We start from the raw sequence: 14,632 nt of genomic DNA on the forward strand, positions 1-14,632 counted from the left end.
CCGGTCGCTCGGGCCGCTCCCGCGCCCCCGGGCCTCAGCCCAGGACGGAGCCGAGCACCGCCGTCCCCGCGAGCAGCAGCGCCGTCAGACCGGCCGCGCCACCGGCGGCGACGAGGACCTTGGCCCGCCGGCTGCCGAGGCCGCGCAGGCCCGTCCCGCCCTGGCGGGACAGCGCACCGAGCATTCGCTCGACCTCGGCCTCGTCGAGGGCCGGGCGTCCGGGGGTGCCCGCGGGCGCGCCGAGGTCGAGGGCGAGCTGGCCGCCGTCGTCCTCCACGACGCGGGCGGGCCGGGACGGCGCGGGGCCGGGAGCCGGGGTGGCCGGGGTGGCTGAGGTGGCCGGGGTGGTGGGGGGCACCGGGGCGGGCAGCAGGGAGGTGTGGCACAGCGAGCACCACGACTCCTCCGGCCGGGTGCGCGCACCGCAGGACGGGCACCGCTGCGCGGCGACCGCGGCGCGGGCGGGCCCGGCCGGGGCGGGAGCGGGCGCCTGCCCGGGCGCGGGGACCGCGAGCCGGCTCACCGGCGGGCCGACCTCGAGACCGCCGAAGGCGGCCGACGTCGCCGTGGTGGGGCGGGGGCCCCGCCGCGGGACCCAGCCGAGGTCGCCGTCCTCGTCCGTGGCGGGGTGCAGCGCGCCGAGGAACGAGCTGGGCCGCGACGCGCGGGGGTCCTGGGTCACACCCGGCGGCATCGGCAGCCGCGGCCCCCTCCTTGAGCCCCGCGGGAACCCCGGGCCCGGGTGCGCGTTGAGCCGGACGTGGGACCGCGCGGCGCACGCGGGGTGCGCGGCGGCTCCACGGGTAGGGTCGCTGCCACCCGTCGGGCTCGGTCCCGCGGCACCACCACGACCGCACCACCCGACCGCGCGACCACCGCACGACCACGTCCTCGCAGCGCGGCGAGGCCGACCTGGGAGGAACACCGTGCCGAGCAGCAGCGAGCCCCCGCTCGTCCCCCCGGCCACGACGGGGAACATGACGGACTGCGTCGCCCGGACGGCGCGCGAGGACCCGGGCCACGTCTCGGCGAGCCGCAAGCAGTCCGACGGCAGCTGGCGCGACGTGACGGCCGCCGAGTTCCTGGGCGACGTCACGGCGGTGGCGAAGGGGCTGCTCGCCGCGGGGGTCGCCCCCGGGGACCGGGTCGGGATCATGGCCCGCACGAGCTACGAGTGGACGCTCGTCGACGTCGCGGGCTGGTTCGCCGGAGCGGTCACCGTGCCCGTCTACGAGACGAGCTCGCCCGAGCAGGTCGAGTGGATCCTGTCGGACTCCGGGGCCGTGGCGTGCTTCGCCGAGACGAGCGCCAACGCCGCCCGGATCGCCGCCGTCCGCGACCGGCTCCCGGGACTGCGGGACGTCTGGACGCTGGAGGCCGGCGGTCTGGACGAGCTGCGCGCCGCCGGCCGCGAGGTCCCCGACGCCGACGTGGACCGGGCCCGCGCGATCGCCGGACCGGGCGACCCGCTGACGGTCATCTACACCTCCGGCACCACCGGCCGTCCCAAGGGCTGCGTCCTGACGCACGGCAACTTCCTCGACCTGGCGCGCAACGCCGAGGCCGCCATCCCCGAGGTGCTGCGCCACCCCGAGGCCGCGACGCTGCTGTTCATCCCCCTGGCCCACGTCTTCGCCCGCTTCATCCAGGCCCTGTGCCTCGTGTGCCGCATCCGCGTCGGGCACACCCCCGACGCCAAGGACCTGCTGCCCGACCTCGGGGGCTTCCGCCCGACCTTCATCCTCGCGGTGCCGCGCGTGTTCCAGAAGGTCTACGCCGGCGCCCAGCAGAAGGCCGCCGCCGGCGGGAAGCTGCGCTCCCGGATCTTCGAGCAGGCCGCCGCGACCGCCGACGCGTGGTCGCGCTCCTTGGACACCGGCGGTCCCTCGCCCGCGCTGCGGGTGCGGCACCTGGTCTTCGACCGCCTCGTCTACGCCAAGCTGCGCGCCCTCATGGGCGGCCGGGTCGAGTACGCGGTCTCCGGGGGCGCCCCCATGGGCGAGCACCTCGCCCACTTCTTCCGCGGCGCGGGCCTCGTCGTCCTGGAGGGCTACGGCCTCACCGAGACCACCGCCCCCCTGGCGGTGAACCGCCCCTCGCGGCTGCGGATCGGCACGGTCGGGCCGCCGCTGCCGGGCACCGACCTGCGCATCGCGCCCGACGGGGAGGTCGAGGCCCGCGGGATCGGGGTCTTCACCGAGTACCGCGGGCGGCCGGAGGAGACGCGCGACGCCTTCGACGACGGCTGGTTCCGCACCGGTGACCTCGGCTCCCTCGACGAGGACGGCGCCCTGCGCATCACGGGCCGCAAGAAGGAGATCATCGTCACCGCCAACGGCAAGAACGTGGTCCCGGCGGCGCTGGAGGACCGCCTGCGGGCGCACCCGCTCATCTCGCAGGCCGTCGTCGTCGGCGACCAGCGGCACTACGTCGGCTGCCTGCTGACCCTGGACGAGGAGGCCCTGCCGCCCTGGGGCGCCAACCACGGCAAGGCGGGGCTGGACCTGTCGACGGCGCGCACCGACGCCGACGTCCTCGCCGTGCTGCAGGCCGCGGTCGACAAGGCCAACGAGTCGGTCAGCCGGGCGGAGTCGATCCGGAGGTTCCGGGTCCTGACCGAGGACTTCACCGTCGAGAACGGGTACCTCACACCGTCGCTGAAGGTGAAGCGGCACGAGGTCCTGCACGACCTCGCCGACGAGGTCGAGGCGCTCTACCGCTCGTGAGGTCGCGCGACACCGCCGCCCTCGCCGCCTGGACGGCGCTGCTGGCCCTGGCCACCCACAGCGTCGTGCGCTACCGGTGGTGGATCGTCGCCGGGTACGTCGTGGTCGCGGCCGTCGTCGTCGCGCTCGCGTGGACGGCCCGCGCCGACCCCGGCCACCCGGCGCCCCGCACGGGGGGCTGGGTGCCGTCGGCCGTCCTGGCGGTCGTGGGCCTGGTGCACCTGGCGGTGACGCCGTTCTCCTACCTCGACGCGCGGGCGCTCTCGGGCGTCCAGCTGATCCTGGGCGTGGCCTCGGTCGCGGCCGCGGGGCTGCTGCTGCCGGGCCGCGGCGCCTCCCGCGTCCTGGCGGCGGGGGTCGCGCTCGCCGGGGCGGTGGCGAGCGGGGCGCTCGTGGTCGTGGGTGACCCGGCGCCGCGCATCGACGTGTGGGTGATCCTGCAGCAGGCCGCCGACGCGACGGCGCGCGGGGAGTCGGTCTACGGCCGGCAGTGGGTGGGCTCGCCCGGCATCTCCGACGCCTTCGCCTACCTGCCGTGGACGGCGGTCCTGTCGGCCCCGGGGCGCTGGATCGCCGGGGACGTGCGCTGGGCGATGCTCGCGCTCGTCGTCGTCAGCGCTCTGGCCGTGGCCGCCGTGGGCCGGTGGCGCCGGGGAGCGGTCGCGGCCGCGGCGCTCCTGCTGCTCGCGCCGGGGTCGAGCACGCTCGTCGAGCAGGCGTGGACCGAGCCGACGGTGCTCGTCGGCCTGGCGCTGTGGGCGTGGCTGGTCCGCGCCGACCGGTGCTGGTGGTCGGTGGCACCGCTCGCCCTCGCCCTGGCCAGCAAGCAGCACGTCGTGGCCCTGCTGCCGCTGCTGGCCGTCTGGCCGCGGTTCGGCTGGCGGCGGGCGCTCGCGGCGACGGGCGGTGCGGGGCTGCTCATGGCCCCCTGGATCGTCGCCGACCTGCCGGTGTTCTGGCACGACACCGTGCGCACGATGCTGGGCCTGCCGCCCCTGCGCTTCGCCGACACCCTCTACACCCTCGTGCTCAACGAGACGGGCGTGCGGCTGCCCCTGCCCGTCGTCGGGCTCGTCGTCCTCGCGGTGCTCGGCGCGGCCGTCGTGACCCTGCGGCGGCACCCGGTCGGCCTGGCGGGGCTGCTCACGTGGTGCGCCGCCGTGCTGTTCGCCGCGAACCTGGTCAACAAGCAGGCCTTCTACAACCAGTTCTGGCTGGTGGGGGCCCTGCTGCTGCTCGCGGTCGCCGCCTCGGCCGGTGAGGGCGCGGGGCGGGGCGTCAGCGGGACGGCCCGGCGGGGTCGGCCGGGACGTCGGCCCCGGCCAGCAGGGCCACCAGCCGCCGCGTCTGCTCCTCCCAGCTCCAGCGCCGGCTGACCCACTCCCGGCCGGTGGCGCCGAAGGCCGCCGACCGGGCCGGGTCGGTGAGGAAGCCGGCGACCTCGCGGGCCACGGCCGCCTCGTCCCGGCCGTCGACGACGACGCCGTTCGCCCCCGCCAGGACCGCGTCGGGCGCGCCCCCGGAGTCGCCCGCCACGACGGGCAGCCCGCAGGCGGCCGCCTCCAGGTAGCAGATGCCCAGCGCCTCCGGTTCCAGGCCGCCCAGGCGCGTGCGCGTGGGCATGCAGAACACGTCCCCGGCGGCGTAGAGCGCCGGGGTCCGCTCCCAGGGGACCGCCCCGGTGAGGACGACGTGCTCGCGGACGCCCTCGCGGTCGGCCAGCCGCTCCACGGCGGACCGGTGCGGGCCGTCCCCGACGAGGAGCAGGACCGCGTCCGGCACCCGCTCCCGCAGCGCGGGCAGGGCCCGCACGAGGACGTCCTGGCCCTTGCGGGCGACGAGGCGGGAGACGCACACGACGACGGGCCGCTCGCCCAGGCCGTACCGGTCCCGGACCGCGCGGCGGGCGCCGGGGTCGGGGCGGAAGACCGCCGTGTCGACGCCCGGGGTGAGCCGGCGCATCCGCGACCGGGCGGCCGGGGTCAGGGGCCGTTGCACCCGCGAGCGGCACCAGTCCCCCAGGTAGGTGACGGTGTCGTTGCCCTCGCCGATCCGGCGCAGCGCGCTGCGCGAGCCCGGCAGGCTCGACCACCACACCTCGTGCCCGTGCGTCGTGGCCACCGTGCGCTCGACACCGGCCGCGCGCAGGGCGGGCGCCATGAGCCCCAGCGGTGCGGCCGCCCCGAACCACGCCCGGTCGGCGCCGTGCTCGCGGGCCGTCCGCTGGACGCGGCGCACGATCCCGGGGGTGGGGACCAGGAACGGGGACGGGTCGCGCACGACGGTGATCCCCGCCTCGGCGAGCGCCGCGTCGGTCCCCACGTCCCCCCGCTGGCGGGCCGTGTGCACGACGACGGGCCCACCGCCGTGCTCCGGCAACCGCCGGACCACGGCGTGGACGAACGACTCGATGCCCCCGGTGCGCGGCGGGAAGTCGTTGGTGACGACGAGGGTGCTCACGGCACCCACCCCACCAGGCCGGTCCGCACGTCGCGGCGCCAGGTGGCGACGACGTCGGCGAGCGGTCGCCCGAGCCGCGCGGCGCACGCCGCCCCCAGGGCCGTGCCCGTCCACACGTCCCGCACGAGCGCGGTGACGGCGGGGGTGCCGCTCACGCGCGCGGCCGAGGTCACGAGCGTCCACGCGGCGGCGTAGGCGACCTGGGCGCGGGCGGGGTCCGGTGCCGTGAAGTCGGCGTCGGCCGGGACCTGCGGTTCGCCGGGGTCGGCGAGCAGGGCGGCGGCCAGCGCCGTCGCCGGGACGTCGCGCCCCCGGCGGGCGACGTGGTCGGCGTAGCCCTCGGTGAGCCAGCGCGGCACGAGGGCCCCGGGCGGGCGCGGGGTGGCCCGGGTCGCGACGTGCACGAGCTCGTGGGTGAGGACGACCGCTCGCCCGAGCGGTGTGAGCGCGGCGAACCGCTCGGCGGGCAGGACGACGCGGACCCCGGCCGGACGGCCGTCGGCGAGGTCGGCGTCGAGCCCGACGGTGACGGCGTCGAGGTCACCGCCGGTCCCGGCGAGCCGGGTGAGGTCCTGCGCGCGGGGGACGACGACGACGGCCGTGCCCCGCGGCCGGTCGGCACCCCACGCCGCGTCGACGCGGGCGGTGGCGTCGGCGAGGTCGGCCGCGACCTCCCGGCCGACCGCCGACGGCCGGCCCACGTGCAGGACGACCCCGCCGTCGACGCGCTGGGCCGTGACCGGTGCGGACAGGTCCCAGGGTTGCGGCGTGCCGGTCGCCAGGTGCAGCGCTCCGTCCCACCGCACGCGCACCTCGGACGCGACCGCCCGCCCCTCCCCGGCGACCCGCACCCGCAGCAGTCCCCGGACCTCGCGGTCGCCGCCCGTCGCGGCGGCGGGCAGCTCGACGGCCCAGTCGTCGAGACCGGCGGCCAGGGCGGCGGCGTCGCGGACGCGCTGAGCCGCCCGGTCCCCCGGGGCCAGGACCGCCACCGCCCCGTCGAGGTCACCGGCGAGGAGGGCGCTGCGCCGGTCGGCCAGGGCCTGCGCGGCCGGAACCCGCACCGGCGTCCCGGGCCCGTCCGCGACCGGTGCCGCGGGGCCGCACGCCGCCAGCGCCGCGGGTGCGAGGACCGGGGCGAGGAGGAGGGAGCGCCGGGGGAAGGACGGACCGGCGGGCACGGGGCCATCATCCCGCCTGCCGCTCCCCCGAGCGCGCCGCCGGCAGGCCGACGACCCGCGCCACCGGGGTGGTCGTCCGCAGCCGCAGCGGCGGGACGAGCCCGGAGGCCGCGAGCACCTCCACCGCACCGACCTCCTCCTCGTCCAGCACCCGCTGGTCGGGGGCGCCCAGCAGGACGGAGACGACGCACTCGGAGCAGGCCAGGGGACGGGCCGTGCAGCTGTCGCAGTCGATGAGCACCGGGACCTCCAGCTCGTCAGGACCGGTCACCGCGACCGGTGCTGCGCACTGAAGCACCGACCTCCGACACGAGGGGTCGAACAGGGGTTCGAGGACCCCCGGCCGCCGGCCCGCCGCGTGTCGGCGGCGTGGTGTCGGACCGCTCGCCTACCGTCCGCCCCATGCCCGGCGACACCCACGCCCCGACGAGCTTCCAGGCCAGCTTCGACGACCTCGGGCAGCCGCTGGCGGACGTCACGTTCGTCGTGCTGGACCTGGAGACGACGGGTGGGCCGCCCTCGGGCGGGGAGATCACCGAGATCGGCGCGGTGAAGGTCCGCGGCGGTCGGGTGCTGGGCGAGTTCCAGACGCTCGTGCGGCCCGCCTCCCCGATCCCGGCCTTCGTCCAGGTCCTCACCGGCATCACGAACCGCATGGTCGCGGGCTCCCCGACGACACCGGAGGCGCTGCCGAGCTTCCTGGAGTTCGCCGGCTTCGACCGAGGGGCCGTGCTCGTCGCGCACAACGCCCCCTACGACGTCGGCTTCCTCAAGGCCGCGTGCGCGCTGACGGACCGGCCGTGGCCGGCGCCGCGGGTGGTGGACACCGTCGTCCTGGCCCGCCAGCTCGTCGACCGGGACGAGGCGCCGAACCGCAAGCTGGGGACGCTGGCCCGCCTCTTCGGCACGACGACGACGCCGGACCACCGGGCGCTGCACGACGCGCGGGCGACGGTGGACGTCCTGCACGCGCTGCTGTCCCGGGTGGGCAACCGGGGGGTGCACTCCCTGGAGGACCTGGCGGCCTTCACCGCCACCGCGGTCAACCCGGCTCGACGGGCCAAGAAGCACCTGGCCGTGGGGCTGCCCTCGGCGCCGGGGGTCTACCAGTTCCGCGACGGTGCGGGCCGGGTGCTGTACGTGGGGACGTCGGTGGACGTGCACCGGCGGGTCCGGTCCTACTTCACGGCCTCGGAGACCCGGCCGCGGATGACCGAGATGGTGCGGGCCGCGACGACGGTGGTGCCGGTGGTCTGCGAGACGCCCCTGGAGGCGCGGGTGCGCGAGCTGCGCCTCATCGCCGAGCACTCCCCGCCGTACAACCGGCGCTCCAAGACCCCGGAGAAGGTCACCTGGGTCAAGCTGACCGCCGAGGCGTGGCCGCGGCTCTCCCTCGTCAAGCAGGTGCGCGACGACGCCGCCGACGGGGCGGAGTACCTCGGGCCCTTCCGGTCGGCCCGGACCGCCGAGCTCGCCGTCGCCGCGCTGCACGACGTCCACCCGCTGCGCCAGTGCACCCGGCGCATCCCCCGCGCGCCGAGGGCCGACGGGCCGGGGGCGTGCGTCCTGGCCGAGATCGGCCGGTGCGGGGCGCCCTGCCTGGGCACCGAGCGCGGCGGGCAGGACGCGCAGTCTTACGCCGAGGTCGTCGAGCAGGTGCGGCGGGCGCTGCGCGAGGACGCGGGCGCGACCCTGGACCAGGCCCGCCGGCGGCTGCAGGCGCTGGCCGCGCAGCAGCGCTACGAGGAGGCCGCCGGTGCCAGGGACCGCCTCGAGGCCTTCCTGCAGGCCGCCGACCGCGCGCAGCGCCGCGCTCCGGTGGCGGCGAACCCGGAGATCGTCGCCGCCCGGCGCAGCGCGCCGACACCCGGCTGGCCCACGGGCGGCTGGGAGGTCGTGCTCATCCGCCACGGCCGGTTCGCGGGCACCTGCCTGACCCCGCGCGGGGCCGACCCGGTGCCGCACATCGAGGCGCTGCGCGCCACGGGTGAGGTCGTCGCCCCGCCGGGCCCGGGGCGGGCGGGGCTGCTCGTGGAGGAGACCGACGCCCTCGTCAGCTGGCTCGAGCAGCCGGGGGTGCGGCTCGTCGCGCTGCAGGACCCGGACGCCTCGCCGTGGACGTGCCCGGTGCGCGGCGCGGGCTGGGCGCGCAGCCGGCTGGCGGCGACGGCGGTAACCTCACCCGCGTGATCACCGCCATCGTCAACGTGGCCTGCGACGGCCGGCGCATCCCCGAGGTCGCCCAGGCCCTCGCCGAGCTCGACGGCGTCAGCGAGGTGTACTCCGTGACCGGTGACGTCGACCTCGTCGTCATGGTGCGGGTGCGCGAGCACGAGCACCTGGCCGACGTCATCGCCGGCGGCGTCAGCCGCGTCGAGGGCGTCGTGTCGACCACGACGAACATCGCCTTCCGCGCCTACTCCCGGCACGACCTGGAATCGGCGTTCGCGCTCGGCGTGGACTGAGCCCTCCCCGCGGTCTGCCGGCGGGTCCGCGTCCTCGGGCCGTGCACGCGCTGTGGACCGGTGCCCCGACCGCGGCACGGGGCCTCACGCGGACGCGCGCACCCACCGGTCGAGCACGTCGGCGGCCGCACCGGAGTCCAACGAGGCGGACGCCTGCCGCACGCCCTCGGCCAGGTGGGCGGTGAGGCCCTCGGCCAGCCCGCTGCCGTCGGCCCGCACCCCGGCGGCGACGAGGGCGGCCGCGGCGTTGAGGACGACGGCGTCGCGGACCGGACCGCGGGTCCCGGCGAGCAGGTCCCGGGCGACCCCGGCGTTGTGCGCGGCGTCGGCCCCCCGCAGGTCCGCCAGCGTCGTGGGCGCCAGCCCGAGCTGGGCGACGGGGTCCAGGCCCACCTCCGTGACGTGCCCGTCGTCGACGACCCAGACGCGGGCGGGGCCCGTGCTCGTCAGCTCGTCGAGGCCGTCCTCGCCGCGGAAGACGAGGGCCTGGGTGCGGCGGGCGGCCAGGACGTCCGCCACGAGCGGGGCGATCCGCCGGTCCGCGACGCCCACGGCCGTGGCTCCGGCGCGGGCCGGGTTCGTCAGGGGCCCCAGGACGTTGAAGGCCGTGGGGACGCCGAGGCCGGCGCGGGCGCCGGCGGCGTACCGCATGGCCGGGTGGAAGACCTGGGCGAAGCAGAACGTGATGCCGACCTCGACGGCCAGCTCCCCCACCCGCCGCGGCGGCAGGTCCAGCCGCACGCCGAGCGCCTCCAGGACGTCGGCGGACCCGGAGGCCGACGTCGCGGCGCGGTTGCCGTGCTTGACCACCCGGTGCCCGGCCCCGGCCAGGACGAGGGAACCCATCGTCGAGATGTTCACCGTGTGCGCGCGGTCACCACCGGTCCCGACGAGGTCGACGACCGGTCCGGGCACGGACAGCGGCACGGCGTGCGACAGCATCGCGTCGGCCAGGCCCGTGAGCTCCTGGCTCGTCTCCCCCTTGGCCCGCAGCGCCACGAGGAAGCCCGCGAGCTGGACGTCGCCGGCGTCACCGCGCATCACCTGGTCCATGGCCCAGCCGGCCTGCTCCGCCGTCAGGTCGCAACCGGCGAGCAGCTCGGTCAGCAGCCCGGCCCACGTGGGTGCGGCGGTGGTCATGGCGTCCTCGGCTCCCGCGGGTCGTGTGCGCGCCCCGGCGTGCCCGGAGCGCTCCGCACCCTACTGAGGGGGCCGTGCCCCGGGTCGGCGGCCCCGCCGCGCGGGCTCCCGGCAGATCGAGACCGTTCTGTGATCCGGGACTGAGGCTCCCCTGACCGCCGGGGTCCTCGCCCGCACGGACGAGCGGTCGCGGGCACCCTGCGCACGACCTGCGCACACCGCGTGCCGAACCTCCCCCACCCGGCGGAGCGGTGGTCTACGACACGTTGTCGGTCCCCGGGCAGCGAACCGCGCCGGGGGTGGGGCATGATTGGCGCCGTGGCGAGTGCACAGGCTGTCCAGAGCAGTACCCCGAGTCCTGCACACGGGTCGGTGAACCGACCCAACATGGTGTCGGTCGGCGTGATCGTGTGGCTGTCCAGCGAGCTCATGTTCTTCGCCGGGCTCTTCGCCATGTACTTCACGATCCGCTCCGTGGCGCCGGCGCTGTGGGAGTCCGGGCCGGAGCTGCTCAACGTCCCGTTCTCGAGCGTCAACACGACGATCCTCGTGATCTCGTCGTTCTGGTGCCAGTTCGGCGTCTTCGCCGCGGAACGCTTCCAGCCCCGCCGCACCGGTGGCCTCCTGCAGTTCTCCAAGTGGGGCATGCAGGAGTGGTTCATCCTCACCTACGTCTTCGGCGGGCTCTTCGTCGCCGGCCAGGTCTTCGAGTACGCCGAGCTGGCGCACGAGGGCCTGACGATCGCCACGAACGCCTACGGCTCGGTCTTCATCCTCGCCACCGGCTTCCACGGCATCCACGTCTTCGGCGGGCTCGTCGCCTTCCTCATGGTGATCGGCCGCTCCTACGCCTCCAAGCGCTTCGGCCACCAGGAGGCGACGAGCGCGATCGTCGTCTCGTACTACTGGCACTTCGTCGACGTCGTCTGGATCGGCCTCTTCACGGTCATCTACGTCCTCAAGTGACGAGCAGGACCCCGACGACGTTCCCCCCGCGCAGTTCCGATCGCCCCCGTAGGAAGCGAGCACCAGCACCGTGACCAGGACCCTCACCGCACTCAGCGCCCGGCGGCGCCACCCCATGGCCGTCGTCGTGCTGATCGCGTTGGCGCTGCTCCTCGTCGGGGGTCTGTACGCGGCCCTGTCGCCCCGCCAGGCCCAGGCGACGACCGCGACGGCCTCGGCCGACGACATCGAGGAGGGCAAGCGGCTCTTCCTCGCCAACTGCTCCACCTGCCACGGCATCGACGCCCAGGGCGGCGGGGTGAACGACGGCCGCAACCCCGGCCCGTCCCTCATCGGCGTGGGGGCGGCCTCGGTCGACTTCCAGGTCGGCACCGGCCGGATGCCGCTGGCCCAGTCGGGCCCGCAGGCCCCCGAGGTCGACAAGATCCGCTTCTCCCAGGAGCAGATCGACCAGATGGCGGCCTACATCGCCTCGCTCGCCCCGGGCCCGGCCATCCCGACCGAGGAGCAGCTCGGCACGAGCGGCGTCTCCGACGAGGAGGTCGCCCGCGGCGCGGCGATCTTCCGCACCAACTGCGCGATGTGCCACAACTCGCAGGGCAAGGGCGGAGCGCTCACCGGCGGCAAGTACGCCCCGGACCTGACGGGCACCTCGGCCAAGCACATCTACGAGGCCATGCAGACCGGCCCCCAGTCGATGCCGGTCTTCAACGACAACAACATCAGCCCCGAGGACAAGACGGCGATCATCGCCTGGCTGACCGACCGCGGCGGGCAGGACACCCGTCCCGACCCGGGCGGGCTGACCCTGGGTTCGCTCGGACCGGTGTCCGAGGGGCTGGTGGCCTGGATCGCGGGCATCGGCGCCCTCATCGGCGTCTCGGTGTGGCTGGGGATGAAGTCCTCCTGATGAGCACCCCGACGCTGACGAGCACCTCAGTGAGCAACGTGTTGGAACCGGACGGGCAGGGAGCATGAGCGACATCGAACGCGCCGACGAGGCGCACGGGCAGCCGGGGAACACCCTGGCCAAGCCCGGGGGCGGCGTCCCCGACCGCTTCGAGAACCCCGGGCTGCCCCCGCACCGCCACCGCATGGGGGACACCGACCCGAAGGCGGCCAAGCGCGCCGAGCGGCAGGTCGCCTTCTTCCTGCTGCTGTCCATCCTGGGTTCGATCGGGATCGTCGTCGCGATCATCGGGATCAAGTACGACGGCAGCTTCGAGCGCGTGAGCTGGTCGACGAAGGCCATCGGCCTGTCGATGTTCCTCTCGCTCTTCGCCCTCGGCGTCGGCGCCGTGCACTGGGCCAAGACCCTCATGCCGGACGACGAGCGCATCGACATGCGCCACCGCCAGCGCGGCACGACGGCCGAGCGCGAGGAGGCCGTGGCCATCCTCAAGGAGGGCGTCGGCGAGGCCGGCCTGGGCCGGCGGCCGCTGATCCGCAACACCCTCGTCGGTGCGCTGGTGCTCTTCCCGATCCCCGCGGTCTTCTTCCTGCGCGACACCGGCCCCCTGCCCGGGGACGACCTGTCGACCACCATGTGGGCGGAAGGCACCCACCTGGTCAAGGACCCCGAGGGCGGACGGATCCGCGCCGCGGACGTCACGCTGGGCTCGGTGGTCCACGTCCTGCCCGAAGGCATCGAGGACCTCGAACACCCCCTGGACGAGAAGGCCAAGTCCGCCGTGCTGATCATGCGGCTGGAGCAGGACCTCCTGAGCGCGAAGCAGAACGAGTGGGGTGTCGACGGGACCGTCGCCTACTCCAAGATCTGCACCCACATGGGCTGCCCCGTGGCCCTGTACGAGCAGCAGACCCACCACCTGCTGTGCCCCTGCCACCAGTCGACGTTCGACCTGACGCAGGACTGCAAGGTGATCTTCGGCCCCGCCAAGCGGCCCCTCCCCCAGCTCCCGATCGCTGTGGACGACGAGGGTTACCTGGTGGCGACGAGCGGCTTCCACGAAGCCGTGGGCCCGAGCTTCTGGGAGCGCGGATGAGCACCATCGACAAGGCAGCGGGTGGCGTCGCCAACTTCGCCGACGACACCGTCGGCGCGAGCAAGGTCGTCAACGGGTTCGCCCGCAAGATCTTCCCCGACCACTGGTCGTTCATGCTGGGCGAGATCACGCTGTACAGCTTCGTGATCCTGCTCCTCACGGGCACGTTCCTCACGCTGTGGTACGAACCCAGCGCGGCCGAGACGACGTACACCGGGAACTACATCCCGCTCTACGGCCAGCACGTCTCCGAGGCGTACCAGTCGGCGCTGCGGATCTCCTTCGACATCCGCGGTGGTCTGCTCATGCGGCAGATCCACCACTGGGCCGCCCTGGTCTTCGTGGCCGCCACGGTCGTCCACATGGCCCGCGTCTTCTTCACCGGCGCGTTCCGCAAGCCCCGCGAGGTCAACTGGGTCATCGGCTCGATCCTGGCCATCCTGGCCGTCTTCGAGGGCTTCACCGGGTACTCGCTGCCCGACGACCTCCTCTCCGGCACCGGGATCCGCATCGCGCAGGCGATCATCCTGGCCGTCCCGGTCGTGGGCAGCTACATCAGCTTCTTCCTCTTCGGCGGCGAGTTCCCCGGGGTGGACTTCATCCCGCGGTTCTTCACGATCCACATCCTGCTGCTGCCGGCGGTCATCCTGGCCCTCATCGCCGTGCACCTCATGCTGGTCGTCGTGCACAAGCACACCCAGTACCCCGGCCCCGGCCGGACCGAGGACAACGTCGTGGGGTTCCCGCTGTTCCCCGTCTACATGGCCAAGGCCGGCGGGTTCTTCTTCATCGTCTTCGGCGTCATCGCGGCGCTCGGGGCACTGGTGCAGATCAACGCCATCTGGGCCTACGGCGCGTACGACCCCTCGCCCGTCACCGCCGGCTCGCAGCCGGACTGGTACATGGGCTGGCTCGACGGTGCGGTCCGCCTCATGCCGGGGTGGTTCGAGTTCACGCTGTGGGGCTTCACGTTCTCGATGAACATCTTCATCCCCACCACCGTCGTCATCCTGCTGACGATGGGCGTGATGGTGCTCTACCCGTGGATCGAGCAGGCCGCGACGGGTGACCGCCGCGAGCACCACCTGCTGGACCGCCCGCGCAACCAGCCGACCCGCACGGGTCTCGGCGTCATGGCGCTGACGTTCTACATCCTGCTGTGGATCTCCGGCGGCAACGACATCATCGCCCACATGATGAGCCTGTCGATCAACGACATCACGCGGTCGCTGCGCGTCCTCGTGTTCGCGCTGCCGGCGCTGGCGTTCGTCGTCACCAAGCGCATCTGCCTGGGGCTGCAGCGCAAGGACCGCGAGAAGGCGCTGCACGGCCGCGAGACCGGGCGCATCGTGCGGCTGCCGCACGGTGAGTTCATCGAGGTCCACGCCCCCCTGACGGACCTCGAGCGCTGGACCCTCGTCCAGCACGACTCGCTGCGCCCGATGGAGATCGAGGACCGTGTGGACGCCGGGAACCCGGACACGCTGTTCGGCAAGGTCCAGCGCCGGCTCTCGAAGTTCTACTTCGAGGACCGCGTCGAGCCGGTCACCCCGACCGAACTGGCCGCCGCCCACCACGACCACCACGGTGAGCTGGAGCAGGCGCACGCCGACGAGCTCGACCGGGCCGACCACCCGGCCATCGGGACGTCGCAGACGACCCACAGCTGATCCGCCACCAGAAGGGCC

At 75.0% G+C, this 14,632-nt stretch carries 13 protein-coding genes; 8 read left to right on the forward strand and 5 right to left on the reverse strand.

Annotated features, from left to right (window positions below):
* Positions 1-34: 34 nt before the first annotated feature.
* On the reverse strand, positions 35-682 hold the full coding sequence (locus AB2L28_RS00600; protein WP_370716783.1) for a hypothetical protein: 648 nt from the start codon (positions 680-682) through the stop codon (positions 35-37).
* 244 nt (positions 683-926) lie between these two features.
* Between AB2L28_RS00600 and AB2L28_RS00605 the strand changes: the two genes are divergently transcribed.
* Positions 927-2,726, forward strand: a complete 1,800-nt coding sequence (locus AB2L28_RS00605; RefSeq protein WP_370716784.1) for an AMP-dependent synthetase/ligase — start codon at positions 927-929, stop codon at positions 2,724-2,726.
* Positions 2,723-4,102, forward strand: a complete 1,380-nt coding sequence (locus AB2L28_RS00610) for a hypothetical protein (RefSeq protein WP_370716785.1) — start codon at positions 2,723-2,725, stop codon at positions 4,100-4,102. Before AB2L28_RS00605 ends, AB2L28_RS00610 begins: the two co-directional genes overlap by 4 nt.
* Here AB2L28_RS00610 and AB2L28_RS00615 read toward each other — a convergent pair.
* Genes AB2L28_RS00615 through AB2L28_RS00625 form a run of 3 tightly spaced genes read right to left on the reverse strand, consistent with a single transcriptional unit; the run spans position 4,005 to position 6,638 of the window.
* Positions 4,005-5,186: a glycosyltransferase family 4 protein gene (locus tag AB2L28_RS00615; protein WP_370716786.1), complete on the reverse strand. Its 1,182-nt coding sequence runs from the start codon at positions 5,184-5,186 to the stop codon at positions 4,005-4,007. The genes AB2L28_RS00610 and AB2L28_RS00615 overlap by 98 nt on opposite strands.
* Positions 5,183-6,367 carry a hypothetical protein gene (locus AB2L28_RS00620; RefSeq protein WP_370716787.1) on the reverse strand — a complete coding sequence of 395 codons (1,185 nt, stop codon included), beginning with the start codon at positions 6,365-6,367 and terminating at the stop codon, positions 5,183-5,185. Before AB2L28_RS00620 ends, AB2L28_RS00615 begins: the two co-directional genes overlap by 4 nt.
* Before the next feature lie 7 nt (positions 6,368-6,374).
* Positions 6,375-6,638, reverse strand: a complete 264-nt coding sequence (locus AB2L28_RS00625; protein WP_370716788.1) for a hypothetical protein — start codon at positions 6,636-6,638, stop codon at positions 6,375-6,377.
* 131 nt (positions 6,639-6,769) lie between these two features.
* On the opposite strand from AB2L28_RS00625, the gene AB2L28_RS00630 reads away from it, so the two are divergent.
* Both AB2L28_RS00630 and AB2L28_RS00635 read left to right on the forward strand, forming a co-directional pair.
* Complete coding sequence (locus AB2L28_RS00630; RefSeq protein ID WP_370716789.1) at positions 6,770-8,557, forward strand: DEDD exonuclease domain-containing protein; 1,788 nt, start codon at positions 6,770-6,772, stop codon at positions 8,555-8,557.
* Entirely contained in the window at positions 8,554-8,832 is a 279-nt protein-coding gene (locus tag AB2L28_RS00635) for an Lrp/AsnC family transcriptional regulator (RefSeq protein WP_370716790.1), read from the forward strand. Before AB2L28_RS00630 ends, AB2L28_RS00635 begins: the two co-directional genes overlap by 4 nt.
* 84 nt (positions 8,833-8,916) lie before the next feature.
* Here AB2L28_RS00635 and trpD read toward each other — a convergent pair whose 3' ends face one another.
* Entirely contained in the window at positions 8,917-9,972 is a 1,056-nt protein-coding gene (trpD, locus tag AB2L28_RS00640; protein WP_370716791.1) for an anthranilate phosphoribosyltransferase, read from the reverse strand.
* Between the two features lie 306 nt (positions 9,973-10,278).
* On the opposite strand from trpD, the gene ctaE reads away from it, so the two are divergent.
* From ctaE to qcrB, 4 genes are all read left to right on the forward strand, one after another.
* A complete protein-coding gene (gene ctaE / locus AB2L28_RS00645) occupies positions 10,279-10,938 on the forward strand; it encodes an aa3-type cytochrome oxidase subunit III (protein ID WP_370716792.1) in 660 nt (219 codons plus the stop codon).
* 115 nt (positions 10,939-11,053) lie between these two features.
* Complete coding sequence (gene qcrC, locus AB2L28_RS00650; protein ID WP_370717250.1) at positions 11,054-11,848, forward strand: cytochrome bc1 complex diheme cytochrome c subunit; 795 nt, start codon at positions 11,054-11,056, stop codon at positions 11,846-11,848.
* A 64-nt stretch (positions 11,849-11,912) separates the two neighbouring features.
* Positions 11,913-12,944, forward strand: a complete 1,032-nt coding sequence (qcrA, locus tag AB2L28_RS00655; RefSeq protein WP_370716793.1) for a cytochrome bc1 complex Rieske iron-sulfur subunit — start codon at positions 11,913-11,915, stop codon at positions 12,942-12,944.
* Positions 12,941-14,614: a cytochrome bc1 complex cytochrome b subunit gene (gene qcrB, locus AB2L28_RS00660; RefSeq protein ID WP_370716794.1), complete on the forward strand. Its 1,674-nt coding sequence runs from the start codon at positions 12,941-12,943 to the stop codon at positions 14,612-14,614. Before qcrA ends, qcrB begins: the two co-directional genes overlap by 4 nt.
* Positions 14,615-14,632: the final 18 nt, after the last annotated feature.

Source organism: Kineococcus mangrovi (genome assembly GCF_041320705.1).
Lineage (GTDB): Bacteria > Actinomycetota > Actinomycetes > Actinomycetales > Kineococcaceae > Kineococcus > Kineococcus mangrovi.

Excerpts from the sequence above, each read along its gene's own strand:
- qcrB (WP_370716794.1), top strand. The coding sequence starts at position 12,941 with ATGAGCACCATCGACAAGGCAGCGGGTGGCGTCGCCAACTTCGCCGAC.
- qcrC (WP_370717250.1), top strand. The coding sequence starts at position 11,054 with ATGGCCGTCGTCGTGCTGATCGCGTTGGCGCTGCTCCTCGTCGGGGGT.
- qcrA (WP_370716793.1), top strand. The coding sequence starts at position 11,913 with ATGAGCGACATCGAACGCGCCGACGAGGCGCACGGGCAGCCGGGGAAC.
- ctaE (WP_370716792.1), top strand. The coding sequence starts at position 10,279 with ATGATTGGCGCCGTGGCGAGTGCACAGGCTGTCCAGAGCAGTACCCCG.
- AB2L28_RS00630 (WP_370716789.1), top strand. The coding sequence starts at position 6,770 with ATGCCCGGCGACACCCACGCCCCGACGAGCTTCCAGGCCAGCTTCGAC.
- trpD (WP_370716791.1), bottom strand. The coding sequence starts at position 9,972 with ATGACCACCGCCGCACCCACGTGGGCCGGGCTGCTGACCGAGCTGCTC.